Raw genomic sequence first — 24,939 nt, 5'->3', positions numbered from 1 at the left:
ATCTATAACTAAACTATAAATAACCTCACTTTTGACCACAATTTATTGATCCATGTTATGGAATCGATACCTATTTGTTGCTATATTAGTCGCTGTTTTAACAAATAAAACAAAGATGTTTTTTAATTAACTTAGGGGGCAGTATGTCTGCAATGTTCTTACTACAATTTGCCATCGTATTATTGTGTATCTTTGTGGGTGCACGTGTAGGTGGTATCGGTTTAGGTGTATTTGGTGGTTTAGGCCTTGCTATTCTTTCTTTTGGCTTTGGTTTAAAACCAGCAGGTTTACCTATTGATGTTATGTTTATGATTATGGCTGTAGTGGCAGCGGCGGCGGCAATGCAAGCAGCTGGCGGTTTAGACTACATGATCAAAATCGCAACCAAAATCTTACGTCGTAATCCTAAACACATTACGTTTATCGCTCCAGCAGTAACTTGGTTATTCACTTTCTTAGCGGGTACTGGCCATGTAGCATATTCTGTATTACCAGTTATCGCTGAAGTGAGCCGTCAAAATGGTATCCGTCCAGAACGTCCAATGTCAATGGCGGTAATCGCATCACAATTTGCTATCGTAGCAAGCCCTATTGCGGCAGCTGTTGTAGCGGTCGTAGCTTACCTTGAACCTCAAGGCATCCATCTTGGCGACGTATTAATAGTAACTATTCCTTCAACCATCTTAGGTATTTTTATTGCTTGTTTATTTGTAAACAAAATGGGTAAAGAATTAAAAGATGATCCAGAATATCAACGTCGTTTAAATGATCCAAAATATGCAGATACTTTTGCTTCTACCACTTCAGTCAAAGAAGTAGAAGTGAGCAAAACAGCTAAAATTTCTGTTTCTTTATTCTTATTTGGTTCATTACTTGTTGTAATCATGGGTGCGGTTCCATCTTTACGTCCAGTATTTGATGGTAAACCAATGGGGATGGCACACACTATCGAAATCATTATGTTAGCGATTGGTGCGTTAATTATCTTAACTTGTAAACCAGATGGTACTGAAATCACTAAAGGTTCTGTGTTCCACGCAGGTATGCGTGCAGTAATCGCAATCTTCGGTATTGCATGGTTAGGTGATACATTGATGCAAGCGCACATGACTGAAGTAAAAGAAATGGTGAAAGGCTTAGTTGAAACTGCACCATGGGCATTTGCTTTCGCGCTATTTGTACTTTCAGTATTAGTAAACAGCCAAGGTGCAACAGTAGCAACATTATTCCCACTTGGTATCGCATTAGGTATCCCAGCACCAGTATTAATCGGTGTATTTGTGGCAGTAAATGGTTACTTCTTTATCCCTAACTACGGCCCAATCATCGCGTCTCTTGACTTCGATACCACTGGTACAACCAAAATCGGTAAATACATTTTAAATCACAGCTTTATGGTTCCTGGTTTATTAAGTATGCTTTTCTGCTTATTAATCGGTTTAGGTCTTTCTCAGGTTATTCTTTAAAATGTGATTCGATAACAAAGAACGGTGCTGAAATAGCGCCGTTTTTTATTTCCCAAATATAAACATAAAAGAGATAAAAAAATACCGCACTTTACTATCTCAAAGTGCGGTAATTTTTATCGATATTTTTAACTACACATCATAGGTGGTAGAAGCGGTATTCCCACCACGGCCTGTCCAGTTAGTATGGAAGAATTCACCACGTGGTTTATCAGTACGCTCATAAGTATGTGCGCCGAAGTAGTCACGTTGTGCTTGCAATAGGTTTGCTGGTAAACGTGCTGAAGTGTAACCGTCTAAGAAGGTAATAGCTGATGCCATACAAGGCATTGGAATACCCACTTCGATAGATTTTGCCACCACTTTACGCCAATCGCTTAATGCATTTTCTAAAATGCCTTTGAAGTAACTATCTGAACCCAAGAAGATTAAATCTGGATTTGCTTCATACGCATCGCGAATATTACCTAAGAAACGACTGCGAATGATACAACCTTCACGCCATAATAACGCCGTTGCACCATAGTTAATATCCCAACCAAATTGTTCAGAGGCTTCACGAATCAGCATAAAGCCTTGTGCGTAAGAAATGATTTTTGACGCCAATAATGCTTTACGCACTGCTTCAATCCAAACTTTTTTGTCACCTTCAACTGGAACAACTGTTTTATTGAATAATTGATTTGCTGCAACACGTTGATCTTTAAATGAAGAAACACAGCGTGCAAAGACGGATTCAGTGATTAAGGTTAATGGAATACCGAAATCTAATGCGTTGATACCAGTCCATTTACCTGTCCCTTTTTGACCAGCGGTATCTAAGATTTTTTCAACTAATGGCTCACCATCGGAATCTTTATAACCAAGAATGTCGGTGGTAATATCGATTAGATAACTATCAAGTTCAGTTTTTTTCCATTCTGCGAAGATGGCTTGCATTTCGTCATAGCTCAAGCCTAAACCTTCTTTTAAGAATTGGTAAGCTTCACAGATTAATTGCATATCGCCGTATTCGATACCATTGTGAACCATTTTCACAAAGTGGCCAGCGCCTTCACCACCAACCCAGTCACAGCAAGGTTCGCCTTGTTCTGTTTTAGCTGAGATTGCTTGGAAGATTGGTTTAACATATTGCCATGCTTCGTGGTTACCACCTGGCATAATAGATGGCCCATGACGCGCACCTTCTTCACCGCCAGAAACACCAGAACCGATAAAGCGAATACCTTTTTCCGCTAATGCTTTTACACGACGGTTAGTATCAGGATAGTTTGAGTTACCGCCATCAATGATGATGTCGCCTTCTTCTAAATGTGGCAGTAATGCCTCAATGAATTGATCCACCACATCACCCGCGCGCACCATTAGCATCACTTTACGTGGTTTTTCTAATTTAGCAGCTAAATCTTCTAAAGAGTATGCACCGATAATATTCGTGCCTTTTGCCGCACCTTGTAAAAATTCATCCACTTTTGAGGTGGTACGGTTATATGCCACGACTTTAAAGCCATGATCGTTCATATTTAAAATGAGGTTCTGCCCCATTACGGCTAAGCCGATAACACCGATGTCGCCTTTTACTGACATTGTTTTCTCCTGTTTGTGAGGTACGGATGCACCTATCATTTAGTATTTCTTGTAAAGTATAAGAAGCTTGTCTCAGATATTCTATAGCAAAACTTCTTTTAAATTTCTCTAATTAAAGAGCTGCCTTGCTCTAACGTGTCTAACCACTGCCATTTTTCATGACCGATGAGTTTACTATTTTCTAAAGAAAATGTGGTACAACAACGCCCCAAACGATTTTCTAGTGATTGATTTAAATGTTGATACGTAAATTCAATTTGAGTATCGTCAATCCATTTCCCAATTAAAAAACCTTTTAAAATTTCACCACCACAATATTCGGCCCAAATCATTTCACCTTGTTGATGGTAATGAAAGTCTGTTTGGCTACTCACCTCACCATTTGATGTATTTTCAACAGCAACGAATTTTTTATTATCTAAATTCAACATTAAAGTCACTCCGAATCTGATTCATCTATATCTTATTTTAGTCCGTACAATGCTAATAAATTAACTCTTCGTCCATGCACTCATATGCTGAGTAAATCCAATATGTGGATAATAATCCACAGCTTGTGGAGCAGATAAAAGCACAATTTTGGCTTGTGGATGCAAGGCTTGTTTAGTGTGTTCAATCAATTGCAATCCAATACCTTGTTTTTGATATTGCTCATCAACCGCTAAATCAGATAAATAACAGCAGTAGACAAAATCCGTCACGGAACGTGCCACGCCCACTAATTGTTCACCATCCCAAGCGGTCACTAATAAATCCGCATGGTGCAACATTGCTGCGACGCGTTTTTCATCCTCTAACGGACGGCGTGCCCCAAGCGTTGTTTTATTTAACAATTCAATAAATTGTTTAACTGAAATCGGTTCATTCACTTTGTAGTTTATCATTTTACAAGCCTGCGATATTTGATACTTAACTTGTTATAGCAATTTCGCTGCCACTTTATCCAAATACCATTCCGTTACCCCATTTTTCGCTTTAATTTTTGCTGCAGGATAAGGCAGGTTTTCAGCGGGTGTTGTTTTAATTTCTTTTAAAATATCCGCTTTGCTTTCGCCGGTGACCAAATAGGTAATGCGTTTGGCTTGTTCAATGAGTTTGGCTGTTTTAGAAATGCGAATTTGACCACTTTCAGGGTGCTTAGCAATGACAGCAAGGTTTTCATCATCAAAATTGGTTTGATGTGGGAAGAGAGAAGCGGTATGACCATCAGTTCCCATGCCTAAAATGATCCAATCAAAAACACCGTTTGGAATGACTGCACTTAATTCTTCTTCGAAACGTTTGAGCTCAAAGTGCGGTTCATTTTCACCGCGAATTCGGTGAATATTTTCTGCTGGAATTTGAATGTGATCGAATAAGAGTTTCTGCACTTCGCCATAATTGCTTTCAGGATCAGATGGCGGAACCATACGATCATCTCCCCACCAAAAATGCAGATTTTTCCAGTTAATTTGTTCAACATAAGGTGATTTTGCTAAGGTTTTAAATAGCAACTTAGGCGTTGAACCACCAGAAAGGGAAATATGTACGGGATGATTTAATTGACTATAAATCACAAATTCTTGAGCAATTTTATCGACTGCGTGTTGAGCCGTTGGGAAGCTGATATAGTTCATTGATTTTCCGTTGGGCTTTAGCCCACAATTTATTATGTTCGATATTACGAGAGGTGGGCTAAAGCCCACCCAATTAGATTAATTAAACTTTTTTCTTCATTAAACCTGTTGGTTTACGCCACACCTTGCCTTGTTTTGCAATTAATTTATCGGCTGCCACAGGGCCCCAAGTGCCGGCTTCATATTCGTGAATACGACCACCATTAGCTTTGTAATCTAAAATCGGTTGCACAAATTTCCATGCAGCATGCACAGCATCAGTACGAGCAAACAAGGTTGCATCGCCTTTCATCGCATCTAACAATAAGCGTTCATAAGCGGTTAATACTTGTGCGCCTGCTAAATCTGCATAACGGAAATCCATTGATACTTCTTTCGCTTCAAAACCTGCGCCTGGTTTTTTCAAACCAAAACGCATTGAAATTGCTTCATCAGGTTGAATACGAATAATCAATTTATTCTCTGGTGCATTTTGGCTGAACACAGGATGTGGCGTAGTTTTAAAATGGATCACAATTTCAGTCACTCGAGCCGGTAAGCGTTTACCCGTACGGACATAGAACGGCACCCCCGCCCAGCGCCAGTTTTCAATTTCACAACGCAATGCGATGTAGGTTTCAGTGCGAGAATCTGCCGGTACGCCTTTTTCTTCTAAATAGCCCTTTTCCATTTTGCCGTTAATTTCAGCCGCAGTGTATTGACCTAAAACGAGATTATGCTCCATATCCTCGGCAGTTAATGGACGCAAACTATGCATCACTTTTGCCACTTCATCACGCATTGAATTCGCATTAATAATCGCTGGCGGCTCCATTGCCACCATCGCTAATACTTGCAATAAATGGTTTTGGAACATATCGCGCATTGCGCCAGAACCATCATAATAGCCACCGCGCTCTTCCACGCCTATAGATTCTGCGCCAGTAATTTCCACATAATCAATGAAATTACGGTTCCAAAGCGGTTCAAACCAACCATTTGAAAAACGTAATACGAGCAAGTTTTGAACGGTTTCTTTACCTAAATAATGGTCAATACGATAAATTTGGTGTTCTTCAAAGAAACGGTGGATTTGTACGTCTAATGCTTGCGCTGTTTTTTCATCATAACCAAACGGTTTTTCAACGATAATGCGTTTCCAACCATATTCTTCCGTATTTAAACCATGTGCAGCCAAACACTCAGGAATCACGCCATAAAGACTTGGCGGAGTGGACATATAGTAAAGGGTGTTACCACAAGTTTGATATTTATCGTGAAGTTCGTCTAAACGTGGAACAAGTTTGCCATAATCTTGCGCATCAGAAGTATTCACCGCTTGGTAATAAAGATGAGAGCAGAAAGCATCTAAGGTTTCTGGTGTTGTTTCTTCATTATGGATTAACGCCTCACGCATTTTTTCGCGGAAAGTTTCATCGTTCAACTCAGAACGTGCAACACCTAGAACGGAAAAGTTTTCACTCAAACGTCCAATTTTGTAGAGATTATAAAGAGCTGGAATGAGTTTACGGTGAGTTAAGTCACCAGACGCGCCAAAGATGACGATACAGTTATTATCAGTTTGCATAATTATTCCTTATAAGATTCCGAGTAATGTCGAAAATAATGCCGTATTCTAGAGAAAAAAACCAATCGAACCAATCAATTAAATTGAAAGATAGAACGCCAATCGAGCGATTGATCGGCCACCATAACAAAATGCGGATTAATCAAGGTTTCGCGTTGGTTATAGGTTAAAGGCTCAAAATGAGAGTCAAAAATAGCACCATGAGTTTCACCCAGTAGGACTTCAGCGCCAGCGGTATCCCATTCGCCAGTTTGTCCTAAACGAACATAACAATCTACTGCACCTTCAGCCACTAAACCGCTTTTTAAGCTACTTGAACCAACCACAACAAATTCACAAGGAAAATCCTTCGGCAAAATCGACCGCACTTTTTCTTGTGAAGTGGTTGCACCCACCGCAATTCGTAAAGGGCTGTCAAAATTTGTCGTGTTTTTAGTGAGTTTTTTTACCTGTTCGAGTTGTTTTTTAAACGCACCGAAATCACGCATTGCATAATAAGTTATCGATAAAACTGGCGCATGAATAACGCTTAACACTGGTTTATTTTTACGAACTAAGGTTATCAAAACAGAAAATTGATCGGTACGATTAATAAATTGTCGTGTGCCATCAAGAGGATCAATCAACCAATATTCTTTCCAATTTTTACGTTCTTCAAAGGAAATATGACAATTTTCTTCAGAAAGAACTGGGACATTAGGGAAAAGCGCGGTCAATTTTTCTGTTAAAAATTGGCTCACAAAAAGATCCGCTTCCGTTACAGGCGTGTTGTCTTCTTTCAATTCGACATGAACCTGTTTTTGATAAAACTGTTGCAAATGCTTACCCGCTTGGTAAGCAATCAGCAATACTTGGTTAAGTAAGTGTTCGTTTAGCGTGAGCATAAAATTATTCTCTTGTTTTTGGCAGCAACCACGGCATAACAAACAGAGCATAAAATACCATTCCGCATGTGCTTATTAGACCTAGAGATAATCCCCCTTCTGTCAACCAGCCCCAAAAGGACGTTTCTTGTTCGCCGAGCAATAACAAATAAAAATAAGATGCCATATTGCAGTAAACAAATGAAATGATCGATGAAACTAATACAATAGAAGCAATGTTATAACGTGTGTAACGGAATTTTGCGGCTAAAAGTACGGTTAAAAATGCGGGAATGGTGGCGAGAAGAAATGCCGTGAGAGCATAACTAGAAAAAGGAACGATAACGCCACTTGAATCATCATCGAACCAAATCAAAAGTGCGGTGACGATTACCTGTAAAATCAGAGGGAAAAAAATAAGTGTTTTTAAGTAAGATTTCATAATAAAAAAATAGGCTATCCAAAAGGTAGCCTATTCTAAAATAAATTTAAAGATTAATCAGATTTTTTCGCACGTAATACGCGAGATGCAAAAATCACAATGCCCACGATAAAGACAATTAAACCTAACCACTCGCCAATAGTATCCCAGTTTTCAAGATTTAAGGATAATGGCGCTTCAGAACCACCAGTAGTAACAGAAGCTGCAATAATGAATGCTAAAATGACACCCATTAAGCTTTCACCTACGATTAAACCTGCAGAGAAAAGCGTACCGAAACGTTCTGCTTTAGCTGACACTTCTTTGTTACCAAGTTTTGCAATATGACGAGTCATGATCCACGCTAAGAATGCTCCGACAATCACAGGCATATTAATTGATGGTGGTAAGTAAATACCAATCCCCACAGCAATAACTGGCAAGCCAAAGACTTTGTTGCTGACTTTTTTCAAGAATGCATCAATCGTAATTAACACAGCACCTAAACCTACACCAGTTAAAATATAAGTCCATTCCAATTTATTTGTGAAAATACCTTGAGAAATGGTGGTCATTAATGTTGCTTGTGGTGCAGATAGGGCTTGTGAAGGATCCATATCTGGACGTGGCAACGCACCGCTGAAACCATACGCATGATATAAAATTTCTAATACTGGCGCGATAACAAGTGCACCGACAAAGCAGCCGATAATTAATGCGACTTGTTGACGCCAAGGTGTCGCATCCACTAATAAACCGGTTTTTAAATCTTGCAAGTTATCATTAGAAATTGTTGCTGTGGTTAATACAATTGACGCAGTAAAGAGTGTAAGTGCGGTCAAAAATTTCTGACCATCTACGGTTTCAAATAAGCCAGATGCATTACCTATTGACACCAATACCAATGAAATCACGATAACAGAAATAATCCCGATACCAGAAATTGGACTTGAAGATGAACCTACTAAACCCGCCATATAACCAGAAGCTGCAGCCACGAAGAATCCGATAAATACCGCTAAGAAAGTACAAACTACAACTAATAAAATGGAAAGCTCAGGTGAAATCGGTGCAGCCGCGATAAAGTGGTGTAATGAAATAACAATTAACACAACTGTTGCGATTAAGATATAAATCATTGTTTTTGGAGAAAGGTCGATATCAACGCGATGCTCAGATTCAGCCTGTCCACCTTTCAACATACGGAAAGAATGTACCATCCCTTCAATCATTGGTTTCATTAAAATAAGTAATGTCCAAATCGCTGCAATACCAATCGTACCTACACCAATAAAGCGTACTTTCGTTTTCCAAACCACCATTGCGGCATCAATTAAGCTTGCGTCTGCTGCGATATCACCTGACATCGTGAAATATGGCACAGCCACACCCCAAGTCAAAATAACACCGATTAACATCGCTATACCGCCTACGATACCAATTAAATAACCCGCACCAAGCAAGGCAAGGGAGAAGCCCATTGGTAATTGGAAAGCCGCTTTACTAGTTTGAATCCAAGCGCTTGCACCATCAGCCATCACGCGTAAACCGTTCGTTAAAAATGCAACTAATCCCGCTAAAACACCACCGTAAGCAATATCTTTCACGCCGCTATCGCCATCTGCATGATTACCCGCTTTTAAGATTTCTGCAGCCGCTACGCCTTCAGGGTAAGGTAAATCACTATTTACTACCATCGCACGGCGTAATGGAATGGTGAATAACACGCCCAATGTACCACCCGCAGCACAAATCAACATGGTTTGCCAGAACGGGAAGTCTTGCCAGTAACCCATCATTAATAAGCCTGGTAAGACGAAGATCACAGAAGAAAGTGTCCCCGCTGAAGATGCTTGTGTTTGCACCATGTTATTTTCAAGGATACTAGAATCTTTGAAAAATTTGAGCACAGCCATAGAAATAACGGCCGCTGGAATAGATGACGCGAATGTCATCCCCACTTTTAGACCGAGATACACATTGGATGCAGTGAAAATCACTGTAATCAATGCGCCGAGGATAATTCCTCGAACGGTCAATTCTTTTAAGTTTTCGTTATGCATAAAAATGTTCCTTGAGTAAAAAAAGAAAACACCTAAACATTGTCAAAAATCGAGTATTTTTTCAAGTTTTTTAAAGGGAAATTTGAGATTGTTAGAAAATATTTAATAAAAAGGGGAATATTTGAATGATTTTTTATTTATAGATAAGCTAAAAAGGCTAACTCAGAGTGATGTTCATCTGGCTAGCCATGATTTTCCCCTTCAAAAGGGGAAAATGAGAGAACGATAATTAAATTAAGCCTATTATTTTTGGCTTAAATAATCTTTCAAGGAATAAAGCGCGGTTAAATTTCTAGCCTCATTGAAACTTGGGTCTGCAAGTAACTCATCAATTTTCGACAACGGAAAGCGAACAATTTCTAACGGTTCAGGCTCATCGCCTTCTAACTGGCAAGGATAAAAATCCTGAGCAACAAAAATATGCATAACGCTACGCATATAACTTGGATTGGTAATCACCGTACGCAAGAAATCAATTTTATTGGCCCCTAGCTCCAACTCTTCCTTTAATTCACGGTTTGCTGCCTCTTTCGGTTCTTCATCTTTATCTACGCCGCCTTTCGGAAATCCTAATTCATAACGTTCTGTGCCAACTGAATACTCACGAATCAATAAAAGATCATCCCCATCAATGGGAACCATCATAACAGCCTGTTGATTACCGGGTTTGAAACGCTCATAAGTACGTAATTCCCCATTAGAAAACGCCAAATCAACAGACTAAATTTCAAATAAACGAGACTTAGCAACAACTTGTGCGGTAAGAATTTTAGGTAATTTTTTGGATGAATCGGATAACATAAGTTTTCCTTTATTTTGTGATAGGATTGGGACAAACTGTACCACAAAATAGCAAAAGAGAAATTCACAAATGGAAGAAAAAGAAGTCAGATTAGATAAATGGTTGTGGGCTGCGCGATTTTACAAAACACGTAGCATTGCTAAAGCCATGATTGAAAGTGGCAAAGTGCATTACAACAATCAACGTGCGAAAGTAAGTAAAATTGTGGAAGTAGGCGCAATGTTAAAACTTCGTCAAGGAAACGAAGAAAAAGAAATAAAAATTATCGCCTTAAGCGATCAACGCCGAGGTGCGCCAGAGGCACAATTACTCTATCAAGAAACCGAAAATAGCGTGAAAAAAAGAGAAGAAATAGCATGGGCAAGAAAAAATAACTCCCTTTCCATGCCCCATCCCGATCGTCGCCCAAATAAAAAAGAGCGGAGAGATTTATTGAAATTTAAACATCAGGATAAATTTGAATAAAAATTTCACCGCACTTTCTATTTTCTTAAGGTTTGATATCTCGCAAAATTGGATTTTGCATTGAAATCAAGGTTTCAGTGGATTGAATTTCATCAATTAACTGAATCTTGGTCGCCAAAACAGAATGTAATTCTGCAATTGTGTGTGTCATCACCTTTAAGAAAATGGAGTAATTGCCCGTTGTATAATAGGCTTCAACTACTTCATCAAAATTTTCTAGCTTTTTGATCACTTTCTCATAATCTTTTGCGCTTTTTAGAATAATGCCGATAAAACAGCATACGTCATAACCTAATTTACGCTCATCAATGATCACCTTCGTGCCTTCAATAATGCCCGATTGGCGCATTTTTTCTACTCGCACATGAATCGTTCCCGGACTGACGCCAAAGTTTTTAGCCATTTCGGCATAGGGAGTTCTCGCATCTTTGGTGAGTACACGTAAGATTTGCCGATCTAAACTGTCAATATTGTGCATAAAATCGCCTCCTTTAGATTTTATTTAATTTTTCTTTTCTGATTTAGATAATATTCAATAAAAATAAGAAAGTAAATAAAATACTTGAAATAAAATCATAATTTATTGAATAATACTCAAAAATATTACTCCTCATTAAAAAAAGGTTATCAAAATGAAAAAGACATTTATTTTACAACAACAAGAAATCAGTTTTGTGAAGAATACCTTCACCCAAAATCTTATTGAACAACTTGGCATTATTGAAGTACAAGGCCCTATCTTGAGCCAAGTGGGTAACGGAATGCAAGATAACTTATCTGGCATTGAGAAAGCCGTTCAAGTTAACGTGAAATGTATTCCAAATGCCGTATTTGAAGTAGTACATTCTCTTGCAAAATGGAAACGCCATACCCTTGCTCGCTTCAACTTTAAAGAAGGCGAAGGCTTGTTTGTTCATATGAAAGCATTGCGTCCAGATGAAGATTCTCTTGATCCAACTCACTCTGTTTATGTGGATCAATGGGACTGGGAAAAAGTGATTCCTGAAGGTCGTCGTAACTTTGCATACTTAAAAGAAACGGTAAATTCTATTTATCGTGCTATTCGTTTAACAGAATTAGCCGTAGAAGCACGTTTTGATATCCCTTCAATTCTTCCAAAACACATTACCTTTGTGCATAGCGAAGATTTAGTAAAACGCTATCCAGATTTAAGCAGTAAAGAACGTGAAAACGCAATTTGTAAAGAATACGGCGCAGTATTCTTGATCGGAATTGGCGGAAAACTTTCAGATGGTAAACCTCACGATGGTCGAGCACCAGACTATGATGACTGGACAACTGAATCTGAAAATGGCTACAAAGGCTTAAACGGTGATATTTTGGTATGGAACGACCAATTAGGCAAAGCATTTGAACTTTCCTCAATGGGCATTCGCGTAGATGAAAGTGCATTACGCTTACAAGTTGGCCTAACGGGTGATGAAGACCGTTTAAAAATGGATTGGCACCAAGATTTATTAAGCGGGAAATTACCATTAACTATCGGCGGTGGTATCGGTCAATCTCGCTTAGCGATGCTTTTACTTCGTAAAAAACATATCGGTGAAGTGCAATCAAGCGTATGGCCAAAAGAAATGTTAGAAGAATTTTCAAACATTCTTTAAAAATAATTTCTTTGATAAAAGAAGTGCGGTGAAATTTTACCGCACTTTTTTGTTAGATAAGAAACTTAAAGAATCGTTAAGAGCTGGGCAAAATCATCAAACACCCAATCTGGATTTGATTCACTGATAGGGATATTATAATTGTAACCGTAAGTTAAACCAACAACTGCACAGCCTGCAGCGTGGCCTGCGATAATATCATTTTTAGAATCGCCCACGAAAAGCACTTGACGTGGTTCAAAACCAAATTTTCCGCATAAATAATAAAGCGGACCTGGATGTGGTTTAATGGCAGGTAAAGACTGACCACCTAACATTTCACTAAATAAATGATCAATTCCAAACGCGGCCAATACTGGCTGAACATGTCTTGTGGGTTTATTGGTAACAACTGCTAAGACATAGCCTTTTTCTTTCAAGGTTTCTAATGTTTCTTTTACATTCGGATACAAGCAGCTGACGTTACATAAATTCTCACCATAATAAAAATTAAAACGCTCTGTTACCTGCTTAATCTCTTCTTCAGTTAAAACTTTTCCTGTTTGTTTTTGCGCCCAATCCAACGCACGGGCAATTAATACAGGCGCACCATTACCGATCCAAGTTAACACTAATGCTTCTAGCGCTTGCGGTAAATCAAATTCAGCCAAAGCTGAATTTACCGATAATGCCAAATCAGGCAAGCTATTTACCAAGGTGCCATCTAAATCAAAGCCAATAAGTTTAAATTGTGTATTCATTGTTTTTCTCTGTTCTATTGCAATCGCATTTCATTAAAATGACAATTATGCACTTACATTCGCTAACTGTGTACGCATTTGGTCAATAACTTGTTTATAATCTGGCTTACCAAAAATTGCAGAACCCGCCACGAACATATCTGCACCCGCCGCTGCAATTTCCGCAATATTATCAACCTTCACACCGCCATCTACTTCAAGACGAATGTCATAACCACTTTCATCAATGATCTTACGAGCCTGTTGTAATTTCTTCAATGTTGCTGGAATAAAAGATTGTCCGCCAAATCCAGGATTCACTGACATTAATAAAACCACATCCACTTTATCCAAAACGTAATCTAAATAGCTCAACGGTGTCGCAGGATTAAACACTAATCCAGATTTACAACCACAATCGCGAATAAGCTGCAAAGAGCGGTCAATATGTTCGCTAGATTCTGGGTGGAAAGTGATGTAGTTCGCACCTGCTTTAGCAAAATCGGGAATAATACGATCTACGGGTTTTACCATTAAATGCACATCTATCGGTGCGATAATGCCATAATCACGTAAAGCTTGACATACCGCAGGCCCAAAAGTGAGATTAGGTACATAATGGTTATCCATAACATCAAAATGAATAACATCCGCACCCGCATTAAGTACGTTTTGTACATCATCACCAAGACGAGCGAGATCGGCAGAAAGAATTGATGGAGCGATAAGATAAGGTTTCATAAAGGTTCTCCGTTGAGAAAATGAGTGCATTTAGTTTACTCACTTAAGTTCAAAAAACCAATAGGAATCCTTATATGAAATAATAAGATAAACAAAGAAAGGGCACTTGAGTGCCCTTTCAGTTATCAATATAAATAGACGGAAATTTACACGTCCAAATTTGCTCTTAACGCATTCAACTCAATGAACTCACGGCGTGGCTCAACTTCATCTCCCATTAAGGTCGTGAAGAGTTGATCCGCAGCAACGGCATCCTTAATAGAAACCTTCAACATACGACGTGAATTTGGATCCATTGTGGTTTCCCAAAGTTGATCTGCGTTCATTTCACCAAGTCCTTTATAACGTTGTACTTCAAGGCCTTTACGAGATTCTTTTACCAGCCATTCAACGGCTTGTTCAAAACTACGCACTGGTTGTACTTTTTCACCGCGTGTAACGTAAGCGCCTTCTTCCAATAAACCATTGAGTTGTTTATTAAGAGAAACAATTTTAGCGTATTCATTGCCGTGAACAAAATCAAAATTCAAGAAATAATCGGTATCAATACCGTGTTTACGAACCGTAATCACCGCTTCATATACTTGGCGTTCCGCATTAAATTGTATACGCACTGAATATTGATGCGCTTCTGTTTCTTTTGCAGTCAGTTGTTCAACAAAAGATTTACCCCAATTTTCAACCGCACTTTTGTCTTTCATCATTTCAACAGAAATTGGCGACTGATAAATTAATCCTTGCAATACAGGGGCTGGATAATGGCGGCTTAAACGACCGATAAGTTTTTGTACGCTGTTATATTCTGCCACCAATTTTTCAAATACAAGGGCATTCATTGCTGGTGCATTTGCGCTAATATGTAATTCTGCGCCATCTAACGCAAGCGTTAATTCATATTGCTCCATTTCATCCGCATCTTTAATGTAGCGTTCTTGTTTTCCTTTTTTCACTTTGTAAAGTGGCGGCTGAGCAATGTAAACATAACCACGCTCAATAAGCTCAGGCATTTGACGATAGAAGAACGTTAAAAGCAACGTACGAATGTGAGAACCATCCACATCAGCATCAGTCATGATAATGATATGATGATAGCGTAATTTATCTGGATTATATTCATCACGACCAATGCCGCAGCCTAAAGCAGTAATTAATGTGCCCACCTCTTGGGAAGACAACATTTTGTCGAAACGTGCTTTTTCTACGTTTAAGATTTTACCTTTCAATGGCAAAATTGCTTGAGTTTTACGATCGCGACCAACTTTTGCAGAACCACCCGCAGAGTCACCCTCCACCAAGTAAAGTTCAGAAAGCGCAGGATCTTTTTCTTGGCAATCTGCAAGTTTACCCGGTAACCCTGCAATATCTAATGCCCCTTTACGGCGCGTCATTTCACGAGCTTTACGTGCGGCTTCGCGCGCACGAGCGGCCATAATAATTTGATTTACAATGATTTTTGCATCTGCAGGATTTTCCAATAAATATTCCTGCATTTTTTCATTCATCGCAGATTCCACCGCACTTTTAACTTCTGAAGACACGAGTTTGTCTTTAGTTTGCGATGAGAATTTTGGATCAGGCACTTTAACTGAAATAATCGCCACCAAACCTTCACGCGCATCATCGCCTGAAGTCGCCACTTTTTCTTTTTTCAGCATACCTTCGTTTTCCATGTAGCTATTTAAGCTACGGGTTAAAGCCCCACGGAAACCTGCTAGGTGAGTACCACCATCACGTTGAGGAATATTATTGGTAAAGCAATACACGTTTTCATTTACACCATCATTCCACTGCAAGGCAACTTCTACACCGATGCCATCTTTCTCAGCGGTAAAATAAAATGGTTTTGGATGGATTGGGTTTTTATTTTTGTTCAAATATTCGACGAACGCTTGAATACCGCCTTCGTAATGGAAATGATCTTCTGAGCCATCACGTTTATCAATTAAACGAATAGATACGCCTGAGTTCAAGAAAGAAAGCTCACGTAAGCGTTTTGCTAAGATTTTGTAATCAAAGGTTGTGATAGCAAAAATATCTGAGCTTGGCCAGAAACGAACCGTTGTCCCCGTTGCCTCTGTGTCACCAATCACTGTTAATGGCGCTTGTGGCTCACCTAAATGATAGAATTGCTCATGAACGTGACCTTGACGACGAATGGTTAACTGTAATTTATCAGAAAGCGCATTCACCACTGATACGCCCACACCGTGTAAACCGCCCGATACTTTATAAGAGTTATCGTCAAATTTACCGCCAGCGTGAAGCACGGTCATGATAACTTCTGCTGCAGAAACGCCTTCTTCAGGGTGAATATCCACCGGAATACCACGTCCATCATCCTGCACCGATACAGAATTATCATCATGAATTGTCACGATAATATCGGAACAATGGCCAGCGAGGGCTTCATCAATGGCATTATCCACCACTTCAAATACCATATGGTGCAAACCAGTACCGTCATCGGTATCACCGATATACATACCTGGACGTTTACGCACCGCATCAAGGCCTTTTAATACTTTAATGCTCGATGCACCATAGTTATCATTGGTCGTTTCTGACATAATTTATCTCATTCTTTTGTAAATAAAAATTGGGTGGGATTATAGCAAAAAATCGCCGTTTTGGCGATGCTTTTCGGGAAAGGAAAGATATAAAAAAAGGGCGAATAATCTCGCCCTATAACTTGTTATTTTTTCCAATTTTTTAGCGCATCAGCAAAGGCATTGCCCATCGCATTATTACCTATTGAACTACGCTCCTCTCGTTGCGTATTTCCACGAAGTCTTGCAGATAAAGTGCGGTCAGATTTGCCGTCATTTTTGACCGCACTTTCATCTAATCGCATTGTTAATGCGATACGTTTGCGCGGCACATCTACTTCCAACACTTTTACTTTTACGATATCGCCAGTTTTCACCACTTGATGTGGATCTTCCACGAACTTATCGCTTAATGATGAAATATGTACTAAACCGTCTTGGTGAACCCCAATATCCACAAATGCGCCGAAGTTAGTCACATTGGTGACAGTACCTTCTAAAATCATGCCTGGTTTTAAATCGGTGATTTCTTCTACGCCTTCTGCAAATACGGCAGTTTTAAACTCACCACGCGGATCGCGACCCGGTTTTTCCAATTCTTTAAAAATATCTTGAACCGTTGGTAAACCAAATTGCTCATCAATGAATTGTTTAGCGTCAAGTTGATGCACCACACCAGCGTTACCCATTAAATCTTGGATAGATTGCGCGGTGGCTTGCAAGATTTTTTCGACAACAGGATAAGCTTCTGGGTGAACACCTGAAGCATCAAGTGGATTTTTCCCGTCTGCAATACGCATAAAGCCTGCACATTGCTCAAAGGCTTTTGGCCCTAAACGTGGCACTTTTTTCAATTCTGCACGACTTTCAAAACGACCATTTTCATCACGGTATTCCACAATGTTTTGCGCTAAGGTTTTCGTCATCCCTGCCACGCGAGCAAGTAATGGTGCAGATGCCGTATTCAAATCCACACCTACTGCGTTTACACAGTCTTCCACCACCGCATCGAGTTTACGCGCAAGTTGGGTTTGATTTACATCGTGCTGATATTGCCCCACACCAATGGCTTTCGGTTCGATTTTCACTAATTCTGCCAATGGATCTTGTAAACGACGGGCGATAGAGACCGCACCACGCAAAGATACATCTAAATTCGGAAATTCATTTGCGGCAAATTCAGAAGCAGAATAAACGGATGCGCCCGCTTCGCTCACTACAACGGTTTGAGGTTTATTTTCTTTGATTTCTTTAATCACTTCTTTCGCAAAACGTTCTGTTTCACGAGAAGCTGTACCATTACCAATGGCAATTAACTCTACGTTATGTTTGCGGATTAAGCTGAAAATCGCCACTTGCGCTTCAGCTTCACGCCCCGTGTGTGGATAAATGGTGGTGGTATCTAATAATTTACCTGTGTTATCCACCACTGCGACTTTAACCCCCGTACGTAAGCCTGGGTCCAAGCCCATTGTGCTCTTCGCGCCAGCGGGTGCCGCCATTAAAAGTGCGGTCAGATTTCGAGCGAAAACATCAATAGCTTCTTCTTCCGCTTTTTCACGTAAACTTGCCATTAATTCCGTTTCTAAATGCAACGACACTTTGATTTTCCATGTCCACGCAATCACTTGCTCACGCCATTTATCCGCAGGCTGACCTGTAAAACGTACATCTAAATAATCACGAATAATTTCTTCACAATAACTTTGGCGACTTCCCTCTTCCGCATCAGGATCAGCATTTAAGCTTAATTGTAAAATGCCCTCATTACGTCCACGGAACATCGCTAATGCACGGTGAGAAGGCACATTTTTCAATAATTCTTGGTGGTCGAAATAATCTTGGAATTTTGCGCCGTCCGTTTCTTTGCCTTCGATCACTTTGGATACGATAACCGCATTTTTTGCTAAATAATCACGGACTTTCGCTAATAAACCTGCATCTTCAGCAAAACGCTCCATTAAAATATAGCGTGCACCATCAAGGGCTACTTTGGTGTCTGTCACGCCTTTATCAGCATCAACAAAGGAAAGTGCGGTTGATTCTGGATCATTTTTTGGCTCGTTCCAAAGCAAATCAGCCAATGTCTCAAGACCCGCTTCAATGGCAATTTGACCTTTGGTACGGCGTTTTGGTTTGAACGGTAAATATAAATCCTCTAATTCAGTTTTGCTTTGTGTCGAATGGATTTTGTCACGCAATTCATCGGTCAATTTCCCTTGATCTTCAATAGATTTCAAAATGGTTTGACGACGTTCTTCTAATTCACGTAAATAAATTAAACGGGTTTCAAAATGACGAAGTTGGGTGTCATCCAAGCCTCCAGTGGCTTCTTTACGATAACGGGCGATAAATGGAATGGTGTTGCCATCATCTAATAATTGAATGGCGGAGAGGATTTGTTGGGGTTGAACGGTTAATTCAGCCGCAATAATTTGGCTAATTTGTTGATTTAACATTGTCATACTTCTTTGTTATGAAAGGATTCAAGAAAAAACGGGGATAGAATACTGGTTTTAGGCTGTTGGCTCAAATATAATTCGAAAAACTTTCTTTTATTTTTATTATGGCAAAATCAAATTATATTACCCGTCAAGGCTGGAATGAGCTTGACCAAGAACTCAAGTTTTTGTGGAAAGAAGAACGCCCCAAAGTCACTCAAGCTGTCTCAGATGCAGCCGCTCTAGGCGATCGTAGCGAAAATACCGAATATATTTATGGTAAACGTCGCTTACGTGAAATTGATCGACGAGTACGTTTTTTAACTAAAAGATTGGAAGTGCTACAAATTGTCGATTACAACCCAAAGCAAGAAGGAAAAGTTTTCTTCGGGGCATGGGTAGAATTGGAAGATGAAGATGGTGAAACCAAGCAATACCGTATCGTCGGTTGCGATGAATTTGCCCCTGCGAAAAATTGGATATCCATTGATTCCCCAGTTGCTCGAGCTTTAATCGGAAAAACATTAGACGACGAAGTGCGGGTAGAAACGCCCTCAGGTTTTATCACACTTTATGTGAATAAAATTTGGTATGAGAAATAACTCGGAAAAATAAAAGATAGTGAATATCTAAACTAATAGGCTAGATATAAACTATCTTACTTACCTCTTTCCTTATTCGCTGCAAAATCAGCGCCTTTTGCAAGCATTCTCAACTGCAAAATCACGCGAGCTTTAAGTTGCTCACGTTCAGCTTTACTCATATCTAAAGCATTAGCCCCTGCAGTGAATACGATTGTTACGATACCTTCCGCTTGAACATAAGCAACATATTGCGAATATTGATGTTTATAGGAAATATATTCTGCTAACTCATCAACAAAATGCTTAATTTCACGTGCTGCCGCAGTACGAAAAGCTTGAGAAGTGCCTGAACTTTCGCGTAATAGCAAGCGGAAAACGTTCGTACTATTAGTGATGAATTCAAAAAATGTATCAACAGAAACAGAAATAACGCTACCGCCAGCATCAATACGTTTACGCGCTTGACGCATTAATTGGCGCAACATCAAACCAGCCTCATCCACCATTTCTAAGCCGAGTTCATCCATATCGCTAAAATGACGATAGAAAGATGTAGGCGCAATTCCAGCCTCGCGGGCAACTTCTCTCAAACTCAAATTAGAAAAACTTTTTTCTGCACTAAGTTGATTAAATGCCGCATCCACTAAAGCGCGACGAGTCTTTTCTTTTTGAACAGCGCGAACACCAGCCATTATTTCAACCCACCTAGAATAGATTTAACTTCATCGCTGACCGCACTTGCCACACGCTCATAACGATTACGCAATGGTGAACCAGGACGATAAACCAACGCAATGGTACGTGATGGCTCAGGCGAATAACAAGGAATATATTTCACACCTTTGCGCGTGCCTTCATTCAGCACCGCTAATTCAGGCATAAAAGTGATACCAGCATTTGCTGCCACCATATTGCGCAAAGTTTCAAGGCTAGTCGCTTGGAAATGGGAATTTTCTTTTGCGCCAGCAGTGAAGCAATAATCTAGCGCTTGATTACGCAAACAATGGCCATCATCAAGCATTAACATTTCTTGCCCATTTAACTGGTTCATTGGAAGTTTACTTTCTTGAGCCCAAGGATGATGCTCAGATACGGCAAGTAACATTTTCTCGTTGAAAATAGGTACTTCAATAAAAGCCTCAGTTTCTGGAACAGTGGCAACGATAGCACAATCTAAACGCCCCGTTTCCAATTGTTCTAATAATTGATGCGTTTGCGCTTCATAAAGAAAAACTTCTAAATCAGGGAATGCCGCTTTTAACGTTGGCACAATATAAGGGAGCAAATAAGGACCAACTGTTGGAATTAAACCGATGTGTAATGGCCCTGTCATTTCTTTACCTTGATTACTCGCCATTTCTTTCAATAATTTAACTTCTCGAAGAACTGTACGAGCCTGATCAACCAATAACATCCCAGATTGAGTAAACAACACTTTACGACTAGTGCGCTCTAACAAGATAATACCGAGCTCATCTTCTAATTTACGAATTTGACCACTTAATGTTGGTTGACTCACATTACAAGAATCGGCAGCACGGCGGAAATGTTTATATTCAGATAAGGCAACAAGATATTCTAGATCACGGATATTCATGAGATTTTCCCTATAGAAAAATTCAATTAAAAGAATAGAATTAATTGATTATGACTATATCATAATTTTCCCTATAATACAGCGCATAAAATTTAAATTAACAACCAATAGGAGAAAAAAAACAATGTCTAGTATGGAAGGAAAAAAAGTCCCTCAAGTGACATTCCGCACTCGTCAGGGTGATAAATGGGTTGATGTAACTACCTCTGAATTATTTGATAACAAAACAGTGATCGTGTTCTCATTACCGGGAGCATTCACTCCAACTTGCTCATCATCGCACTTACCACGTTACAACGAATTAGCACCAGTATTCAAAAAATACGGTGTAGACGATATTCTTGTTGTATCTGTAAATGATACTTTCGTAATGAACGCATGGAAAGAAGATGAAAAATCTGAAAACATCACTTTCATTCCAGATGGTAATGGTGAATTTACCAAAGGCATGGGTATGTTAGTTGGTAAAGAAGATTTAGGTTTCGGTAAACGTTCATGGCGTTATTCTATGCTTGTAAAAAACGGCGTAGTTGAAAAAATGTTTATCGAACCAAACGAACCAGGCGATCCGTTCAAAGTATCAGATGCTGACACTATGTTGAAATACCTTGCACCACAACACCAAGTGCAAGAGTCTATTTCAATCTTCACAAAACCTGGCTGTCCTTTCTGTGCAAAAGCAAAACAACTTTTACACGATAAAGGCTTAAGCTTCGAAGAAATCGTATTAGGTCACGATGCAACAATCGTGAGCGTACGTGCAGTTTCAGGTCGTACTACTGTTCCACAAGTGTTTATCGGTGGTAAACACATTGGCGGTAGCGACGATTTGGAAAAATACTTTGCATAAGCAGGCAAGTATTTAGCTGGTTATTATTTGGGAATGTAATTTAAAGGGCGCATTAAGCGCCCTTTTCATTTGTTCGAATTTATTGCAAAAATCAATAATGGGGCGGAGGTGTTTCTTCAGATTGACTTGCAATGTTAGACGGTTGAAAATCTTTTAATTTATTTGCCATATAACGCAATTGGACGTGCATTTTATCAATATCAAATTGCTGTTGAACTAAAGCGTGATTTAATTCATCTAATAACTGTTCCTGAAATGCAATTTTCGTTTCAAGTTCCTCGATGCGATTTTCTAACATTTGTTGAATTTGCATAAATTTTCTCTAAATTCTAAAAAAAAGTTGAGAATAGATAGAAAGCCATTTAATCTATTCCTCGTATTATTCCATTCATTATAAAGGATTAACTCATATGTTAAAAATTCAAAAATTATCTATCGCAGCATTAATGGTAAGTGCGGTGATTTCTGGCCAAGTTTTTGCAGAGGATAGCGCATTCGATGAGAAAGCTGCATCTTATGCCGTAGGTACACTCATGGGCGGTCAAATGAAAGATCTTGTAGATTCACACAAAGAAGTCATCAAATATGATAATGCACGTATTTTAGATGGCTTAAAAGATGCTTTAGAAGGTAAAGTGGATGTTCGTAAAGATGAAAAAATCCAAAAAACCTTAGAATCTATTGAAGCAAAATTAATGGCTGCATCAAAAGCAAAAGCAGAATTGATTGCTAAACAAGCAAAAGAAGAAGGTGATAAATTCCGTGCTGAATTTGCTAAAGGTAAAGATGTAAAAACTACGCAATCTGGTTTAATGTACAAAATTGAAAATGCTGGTAAAGGCGACGCAATCAAAGCAACAGATACCGTTAAAGTACATTACACGGGTAAATTACCAAATGGAAAAGTATTTGATAGCTCCGTAGAGCGCGGTCAACCTGTAGAATTCCAACTTGATCAGGTAATTAAAGGGTGGACTGAAGGTCTTCAATTAGTGAAAAAAGGCGGAAAAATTCAATTAGTTATTGCCCCTGAATTAGGCTATGGCGAACAAGGTGCTGGCGCATCTATTCCACCAAATTCAACATTAATTTTTGATGTGGAAGTATTAGACGTCAATCCCAAAGCTACAAAATAATTAATAAGTTTAATAGCGCGCGTTCTTTAACGCGTGCTTTTTATTATAAAAACGAGCGAAATTTTTACCGCACTTTTAACCTAACACCATGACTTTAAACGACAAATATCCTTTCACCGACGAAGATCGCACTATCATAAACTCCTACAAAGCGGTCGTTGATGGTGTAAGCGCACTGATTGGCGAACACTGCGAAATCGTGCTTCATTCTCTAGAAGATATTGAACATTCTGCTATTTGTATTGCTAACGGACATAACACTAATCGACAAGTTGGTTCGCCAATCACCGATCTTGCCTTACGTTCGCTACGAAATATGCAAAGCGAAAGTGTTTCAAAGCCTTATTTTACACGAGCAAAAGGCAGCGTACTGATGAAATCAGTAACTATCGCTATTCGTAATAAAACTCAACGTATTATTGGTTTACTTTGCATCAATATCAATTTAGATGTACCCGTGTCTCAATTTTTGCAATGTTTTATGCCAACGGAGCATACAAATGAAACATCTTCAGTGAACTTTGCGAGTTCAGTTGAAGACTTGGTTGCGCAGACTATTGAAAAAACAATAGAAGAAGTCAATGCAGATCGCTCTGTTGCCAATAATACTAAAAACCGACAAATCGTCCTTTCTCTTTACGAAAAAGGTATTTTTGATATTAAAGATGCGATTAATTTAGTCGCAGAACGTTTAGATATTTCCCGACATACGGTTTACCTCTACATCCGCCAAATCAAACAAGAGCAAGAATAATGCGCTATGTTATCGCCGTCAAAAGCCCTATTTACGGAAAGCAAGGGGCATTTTTAGCTTATCAATTTGCAGACGCCTTAATCAAAAAAGGCCACGAAATCTCACAGATTTTTTTCTTTCAAGATGGAGTAAGTAACGGAAATGCATTAGCGTATCCAGCTAATGATGAAGTTAATTTACAAAAACATTGGCAAATGTTTTCCATCGACCACAATGTTCCTTTACATTTATGTGTTGCAGCATCTCAACGACGAGGTATCGTCGATAACTTAACCACATCAACCACAGATCACTACAATCTTGCAGAGGGATTCATAATTGCAGGCCTTGGTGAATTTATGGCAGCAAGTTTAAAAGCAGATCGAGTAATAACCCTATGAAAATAGCCTTTTTATTTCGCACATCTCCACATGGCGCATCCATTTCACGAGAAGGCTTAGATGCCATTCTTGCCGCAACAGCTTTTTGTAATCCAGATGACATTGGCGTATTTTTTATAGATGATGGTGTACTAAATCTTATTAATCATCAACAACCTGAACTCATTCAACAGAAAGACTTCATTAGAACCTTTAAATTATTAGATTTATATGATGTAGAACAACGCTTTATCTGTACGGAGTCTTTACAGAAATTTAAGATAGAGGATAAGCAACTCATCCTATCTTGTGAAAAAATTGACCGCTCTTTATTAATAGAAAAACTTACTCAAGCTGAAAAATTGTTCACTTTCTAAGGAATATCATGCTTTATACATTTTCTCAATCAGATTATCCCCAAACTGAACTAGATGACTATTTTTCATATATTACAGAAAAAGATGCGGTAGTATTATGGCAAGATGGTGTGTTATTGGCAGTAAAATACCTTGATTATTTTGCTAGATGTAAGGCGAATTGTATGATGTTAGAACAAGATGTTTTAGCAAGAAATCTCACCGCACTTTTACCTCAAAGCAGCAAGATAAAATTAATTTCAATAGAAGAACTTGTTGAAATCACAGAGAATTATTCACCACAGCTATCACTATAAAAATCAAACAATCTAGTAAATACTCGAGTTAATTATCAGATATTACCTATAAACAAAAAGTGCG

General features: G+C 39.0%; 26 protein-coding genes and 1 pseudogene. 10 read left to right on the top strand and 17 right to left on the bottom strand.

Translation table 11 applies throughout. The features are described from left to right. Positions 1-143: 143 nt before the first annotated feature. Positions 144-1,466 carry an anaerobic C4-dicarboxylate transporter gene (locus tag A8M50_RS05725; RefSeq protein ID WP_005644418.1) on the top strand — a complete coding sequence of 441 codons (1,323 nt, stop codon included), beginning with the start codon at positions 144-146 and terminating at the stop codon, positions 1,464-1,466. Positions 1,467-1,598: 132 nt separating this feature from the next. Here the strand turns inward: A8M50_RS05725 and gnd are convergent, their stop codons facing one another. The 9 genes and pseudogenes from gnd to nudE form a co-directional block, all read right to left on the bottom strand. After that, positions 1,599-3,053, bottom strand: coding sequence for a decarboxylating NADP(+)-dependent phosphogluconate dehydrogenase (gnd, locus tag A8M50_RS05720; RefSeq protein ID WP_005644537.1), 1,455 nt, complete (start codon positions 3,051-3,053; stop codon positions 1,599-1,601). A gap of 98 nt (positions 3,054-3,151) precedes the next feature. Beyond that, on the bottom strand, positions 3,152-3,484 hold the full coding sequence (locus tag A8M50_RS05715) for an avidin-fold protein (RefSeq protein WP_005644352.1): 333 nt from the start codon (positions 3,482-3,484) through the stop codon (positions 3,152-3,154). A 60-nt stretch (positions 3,485-3,544) separates the two neighbouring features. Continuing rightward, on the bottom strand, positions 3,545-3,937 hold the full coding sequence (locus tag A8M50_RS05710; RefSeq protein ID WP_005644591.1) for a GNAT family N-acetyltransferase: 393 nt from the start codon (positions 3,935-3,937) through the stop codon (positions 3,545-3,547). Positions 3,938-3,970: 33 nt separating this feature from the next. Next, entirely contained in the window at positions 3,971-4,669 is a 699-nt protein-coding gene (gene pgl / locus A8M50_RS05705; RefSeq protein ID WP_005644309.1) for a 6-phosphogluconolactonase, read from the bottom strand. Positions 4,670-4,751: 82 nt separating this feature from the next. Next, a complete protein-coding gene (gene zwf, locus A8M50_RS05700; protein ID WP_005644574.1) occupies positions 4,752-6,236 on the bottom strand; it encodes a glucose-6-phosphate dehydrogenase in 1,485 nt (494 codons plus the stop codon). Between the two features lie 74 nt (positions 6,237-6,310). Beyond that, positions 6,311-7,120 carry a 3'(2'),5'-bisphosphate nucleotidase CysQ gene (cysQ, locus tag A8M50_RS05695; protein WP_032826483.1) on the bottom strand — a complete coding sequence of 270 codons (810 nt, stop codon included), beginning with the start codon at positions 7,118-7,120 and terminating at the stop codon, positions 6,311-6,313. Positions 7,121-7,124: 4 nt separating this feature from the next. Beyond that, the gene (locus A8M50_RS05690; RefSeq protein ID WP_005644416.1) at positions 7,125-7,541 is read right to left on the bottom strand and encodes a hypothetical protein; all 417 of its coding nucleotides are present in this window, start codon (positions 7,539-7,541) and stop codon (positions 7,125-7,127) included. A 53-nt stretch (positions 7,542-7,594) separates the two neighbouring features. Next, entirely contained in the window at positions 7,595-9,583 is a 1,989-nt protein-coding gene (locus tag A8M50_RS05685; protein ID WP_005644475.1) for an OPT family oligopeptide transporter, read from the bottom strand. Positions 9,584-9,826: 243 nt separating this feature from the next. Next, positions 9,827-10,384 (bottom strand): annotated as a pseudogene (nudE, locus tag A8M50_RS05680) (ADP compounds hydrolase NudE). A 70-nt stretch (positions 10,385-10,454) separates the two neighbouring features. Here nudE and hslR point away from each other — a divergent pair. After that, on the top strand, positions 10,455-10,850 hold the full coding sequence (gene hslR, locus A8M50_RS05675) for a ribosome-associated heat shock protein Hsp15 (RefSeq protein WP_005626656.1): 396 nt from the start codon (positions 10,455-10,457) through the stop codon (positions 10,848-10,850). A gap of 25 nt (positions 10,851-10,875) precedes the next feature. On the opposite strand, the gene asnC is transcribed toward hslR, so the two are convergent. Continuing rightward, on the bottom strand, positions 10,876-11,328 hold the full coding sequence (asnC, locus tag A8M50_RS05670) for a transcriptional regulator AsnC (protein WP_005644578.1): 453 nt from the start codon (positions 11,326-11,328) through the stop codon (positions 10,876-10,878). Positions 11,329-11,482: 154 nt separating this feature from the next. Between asnC and asnA the strand changes: the two genes are divergently transcribed. Continuing rightward, positions 11,483-12,475 carry an aspartate--ammonia ligase gene (gene asnA, locus A8M50_RS05665; RefSeq protein ID WP_005644375.1) on the top strand — a complete coding sequence of 331 codons (993 nt, stop codon included), beginning with the start codon at positions 11,483-11,485 and terminating at the stop codon, positions 12,473-12,475. Between the two features lie 65 nt (positions 12,476-12,540). On the opposite strand, the gene A8M50_RS05660 is transcribed toward asnA, so the two are convergent. The 4 genes from A8M50_RS05660 to A8M50_RS05645 form a co-directional block, all read right to left on the bottom strand. Then, positions 12,541-13,215 (bottom strand): phosphoglycolate phosphatase, encoded by a 675-nt coding sequence (locus tag A8M50_RS05660; RefSeq protein WP_005644473.1) that lies wholly within the window; start codon positions 13,213-13,215, stop codon positions 12,541-12,543. Between the two features lie 45 nt (positions 13,216-13,260). Next, on the bottom strand, positions 13,261-13,935 hold the full coding sequence (gene rpe, locus A8M50_RS05655; RefSeq protein ID WP_005644414.1) for a ribulose-phosphate 3-epimerase: 675 nt from the start codon (positions 13,933-13,935) through the stop codon (positions 13,261-13,263). 146 nt (positions 13,936-14,081) lie between these two features. Further along, positions 14,082-16,502, bottom strand: coding sequence for a DNA topoisomerase (ATP-hydrolyzing) subunit B (gene gyrB / locus A8M50_RS05650; protein ID WP_005644589.1), 2,421 nt, complete (start codon positions 16,500-16,502; stop codon positions 14,082-14,084). 125 nt (positions 16,503-16,627) lie between these two features. Then, positions 16,628-18,940, bottom strand: a complete 2,313-nt coding sequence (locus A8M50_RS05645; RefSeq protein ID WP_005644321.1) for a Tex family protein — start codon at positions 18,938-18,940, stop codon at positions 16,628-16,630. Between the two features lie 107 nt (positions 18,941-19,047). Between A8M50_RS05645 and greB the strand changes: the two genes are divergently transcribed. Continuing rightward, positions 19,048-19,524: a transcription elongation factor GreB gene (greB, locus tag A8M50_RS05640; protein ID WP_005644376.1), complete on the top strand. Its 477-nt coding sequence runs from the start codon at positions 19,048-19,050 to the stop codon at positions 19,522-19,524. Positions 19,525-19,580: 56 nt separating this feature from the next. On the opposite strand, the gene fabR is transcribed toward greB, so the two are convergent. Beyond that, the gene (fabR, locus tag A8M50_RS05635) at positions 19,581-20,198 is read right to left on the bottom strand and encodes an HTH-type transcriptional repressor FabR (protein ID WP_005629669.1); all 618 of its coding nucleotides are present in this window, start codon (positions 20,196-20,198) and stop codon (positions 19,581-19,583) included. Continuing rightward, the gene (oxyR, locus tag A8M50_RS05630) at positions 20,198-21,103 is read right to left on the bottom strand and encodes a DNA-binding transcriptional regulator OxyR (RefSeq protein WP_005635648.1); all 906 of its coding nucleotides are present in this window, start codon (positions 21,101-21,103) and stop codon (positions 20,198-20,200) included. Before oxyR ends, fabR begins: the two co-directional genes overlap by 1 nt. Before the next feature lie 124 nt (positions 21,104-21,227). On the opposite strand from oxyR, the gene pgdx reads away from it, so the two are divergent. Further along, positions 21,228-21,953, top strand: a complete 726-nt coding sequence (pgdx, locus tag A8M50_RS05625; protein ID WP_005644349.1) for a hybrid peroxiredoxin PGdx — start codon at positions 21,228-21,230, stop codon at positions 21,951-21,953. 91 nt (positions 21,954-22,044) lie between these two features. Here pgdx and A8M50_RS05620 read toward each other — a convergent pair whose 3' ends face one another. Beyond that, positions 22,045-22,266 (bottom strand): SlyX family protein, encoded by a 222-nt coding sequence (locus A8M50_RS05620; protein WP_005644361.1) that lies wholly within the window; start codon positions 22,264-22,266, stop codon positions 22,045-22,047. A gap of 97 nt (positions 22,267-22,363) precedes the next feature. On the opposite strand from A8M50_RS05620, the gene fkpA reads away from it, so the two are divergent. From fkpA to A8M50_RS05595, 5 genes are all read left to right on the top strand, one after another. Next, on the top strand, positions 22,364-23,089 hold the full coding sequence (gene fkpA / locus A8M50_RS05615; protein WP_005644496.1) for an FKBP-type peptidyl-prolyl cis-trans isomerase: 726 nt from the start codon (positions 22,364-22,366) through the stop codon (positions 23,087-23,089). A gap of 88 nt (positions 23,090-23,177) precedes the next feature. Next, positions 23,178-23,843 carry a helix-turn-helix transcriptional regulator gene (locus tag A8M50_RS05610; RefSeq protein ID WP_005644402.1) on the top strand — a complete coding sequence of 222 codons (666 nt, stop codon included), beginning with the start codon at positions 23,178-23,180 and terminating at the stop codon, positions 23,841-23,843. Then, positions 23,843-24,223, top strand: coding sequence for a sulfurtransferase complex subunit TusD (gene tusD / locus A8M50_RS05605; protein ID WP_005644522.1), 381 nt, complete (start codon positions 23,843-23,845; stop codon positions 24,221-24,223). Before A8M50_RS05610 ends, tusD begins: the two co-directional genes overlap by 1 nt. Then, positions 24,220-24,579, top strand: coding sequence for a sulfurtransferase complex subunit TusC (gene tusC / locus A8M50_RS05600; protein WP_005644410.1), 360 nt, complete (start codon positions 24,220-24,222; stop codon positions 24,577-24,579). The genes tusD and tusC overlap by 4 nt, the downstream gene beginning before the upstream one ends. A gap of 8 nt (positions 24,580-24,587) precedes the next feature. Next, positions 24,588-24,875, top strand: coding sequence for a DsrH/TusB family sulfur relay protein (locus A8M50_RS05595; protein ID WP_005644552.1), 288 nt, complete (start codon positions 24,588-24,590; stop codon positions 24,873-24,875). Positions 24,876-24,939 lie beyond the last annotated feature (64 nt).

Origin of the sequence: Haemophilus haemolyticus (assembly GCF_001679045.1) — a bacterium.
In the GTDB taxonomy this organism is placed as follows: Bacteria; Pseudomonadota; Gammaproteobacteria; order Enterobacterales; family Pasteurellaceae; genus Haemophilus; species Haemophilus haemolyticus.
The sequence above is the reverse complement of the archived record's forward strand: the minus strand, read 5'-3'. Positions and strand labels throughout refer to the sequence as shown.

Excerpts from the sequence above, each read along its gene's own strand:
- pgdx (WP_005644349.1), top strand. The coding sequence starts at position 21,228 with ATGTCTAGTATGGAAGGAAAAAAAGTCCCTCAAGTGACATTCCGCACT.
- A8M50_RS05690 (WP_005644416.1), bottom strand. The coding sequence starts at position 7,541 with ATGAAATCTTACTTAAAAACACTTATTTTTTTCCCTCTGATTTTACAG.
- oxyR (WP_005635648.1), bottom strand. The coding sequence starts at position 21,103 with ATGAATATCCGTGATCTAGAATATCTTGTTGCCTTATCTGAATATAAA.
- A8M50_RS05645 (WP_005644321.1), bottom strand. The coding sequence starts at position 18,940 with ATGTTAAATCAACAAATTAGCCAAATTATTGCGGCTGAATTAACCGTT.
- asnC (WP_005644578.1), bottom strand. The coding sequence starts at position 11,328 with ATGCACAATATTGACAGTTTAGATCGGCAAATCTTACGTGTACTCACC.
- A8M50_RS05595 (WP_005644552.1), top strand. The coding sequence starts at position 24,588 with ATGCTTTATACATTTTCTCAATCAGATTATCCCCAAACTGAACTAGAT.
- A8M50_RS05685 (WP_005644475.1), bottom strand. The coding sequence starts at position 9,583 with ATGCATAACGAAAACTTAAAAGAATTGACCGTTCGAGGAATTATCCTC.
- A8M50_RS05660 (WP_005644473.1), bottom strand. The coding sequence starts at position 13,215 with ATGAATACACAATTTAAACTTATTGGCTTTGATTTAGATGGCACCTTG.
- asnA (WP_005644375.1), top strand. The coding sequence starts at position 11,483 with ATGAAAAAGACATTTATTTTACAACAACAAGAAATCAGTTTTGTGAAG.
- gyrB (WP_005644589.1), bottom strand. The coding sequence starts at position 16,502 with ATGTCAGAAACGACCAATGATAACTATGGTGCATCGAGCATTAAAGTA.
- A8M50_RS05610 (WP_005644402.1), top strand. The coding sequence starts at position 23,178 with ATGACTTTAAACGACAAATATCCTTTCACCGACGAAGATCGCACTATC.
- rpe (WP_005644414.1), bottom strand. The coding sequence starts at position 13,935 with ATGAAACCTTATCTTATCGCTCCATCAATTCTTTCTGCCGATCTCGCT.
- fkpA (WP_005644496.1), top strand. The coding sequence starts at position 22,364 with ATGTTAAAAATTCAAAAATTATCTATCGCAGCATTAATGGTAAGTGCG.
- tusC (WP_005644410.1), top strand. The coding sequence starts at position 24,220 with ATGAAAATAGCCTTTTTATTTCGCACATCTCCACATGGCGCATCCATT.
- A8M50_RS05725 (WP_005644418.1), top strand. The coding sequence starts at position 144 with ATGTCTGCAATGTTCTTACTACAATTTGCCATCGTATTATTGTGTATC.
- gnd (WP_005644537.1), bottom strand. The coding sequence starts at position 3,053 with ATGTCAGTAAAAGGCGACATCGGTGTTATCGGCTTAGCCGTAATGGGG.
- pgl (WP_005644309.1), bottom strand. The coding sequence starts at position 4,669 with ATGAACTATATCAGCTTCCCAACGGCTCAACACGCAGTCGATAAAATT.
- hslR (WP_005626656.1), top strand. The coding sequence starts at position 10,455 with ATGGAAGAAAAAGAAGTCAGATTAGATAAATGGTTGTGGGCTGCGCGA.
- zwf (WP_005644574.1), bottom strand. The coding sequence starts at position 6,236 with ATGCAAACTGATAATAACTGTATCGTCATCTTTGGCGCGTCTGGTGAC.
- greB (WP_005644376.1), top strand. The coding sequence starts at position 19,048 with ATGGCAAAATCAAATTATATTACCCGTCAAGGCTGGAATGAGCTTGAC.
- A8M50_RS05715 (WP_005644352.1), bottom strand. The coding sequence starts at position 3,484 with ATGTTGAATTTAGATAATAAAAAATTCGTTGCTGTTGAAAATACATCA.
- cysQ (WP_032826483.1), bottom strand. The coding sequence starts at position 7,120 with ATGCTCACGCTAAACGAACACTTACTTAACCAAGTATTGCTGATTGCT.
- A8M50_RS05710 (WP_005644591.1), bottom strand. The coding sequence starts at position 3,937 with ATGATAAACTACAAAGTGAATGAACCGATTTCAGTTAAACAATTTATT.
- tusD (WP_005644522.1), top strand. The coding sequence starts at position 23,843 with ATGCGCTATGTTATCGCCGTCAAAAGCCCTATTTACGGAAAGCAAGGG.
- fabR (WP_005629669.1), bottom strand. The coding sequence starts at position 20,198 with ATGGCTGGTGTTCGCGCTGTTCAAAAAGAAAAGACTCGTCGCGCTTTA.
- A8M50_RS05620 (WP_005644361.1), bottom strand. The coding sequence starts at position 22,266 with ATGCAAATTCAACAAATGTTAGAAAATCGCATCGAGGAACTTGAAACG.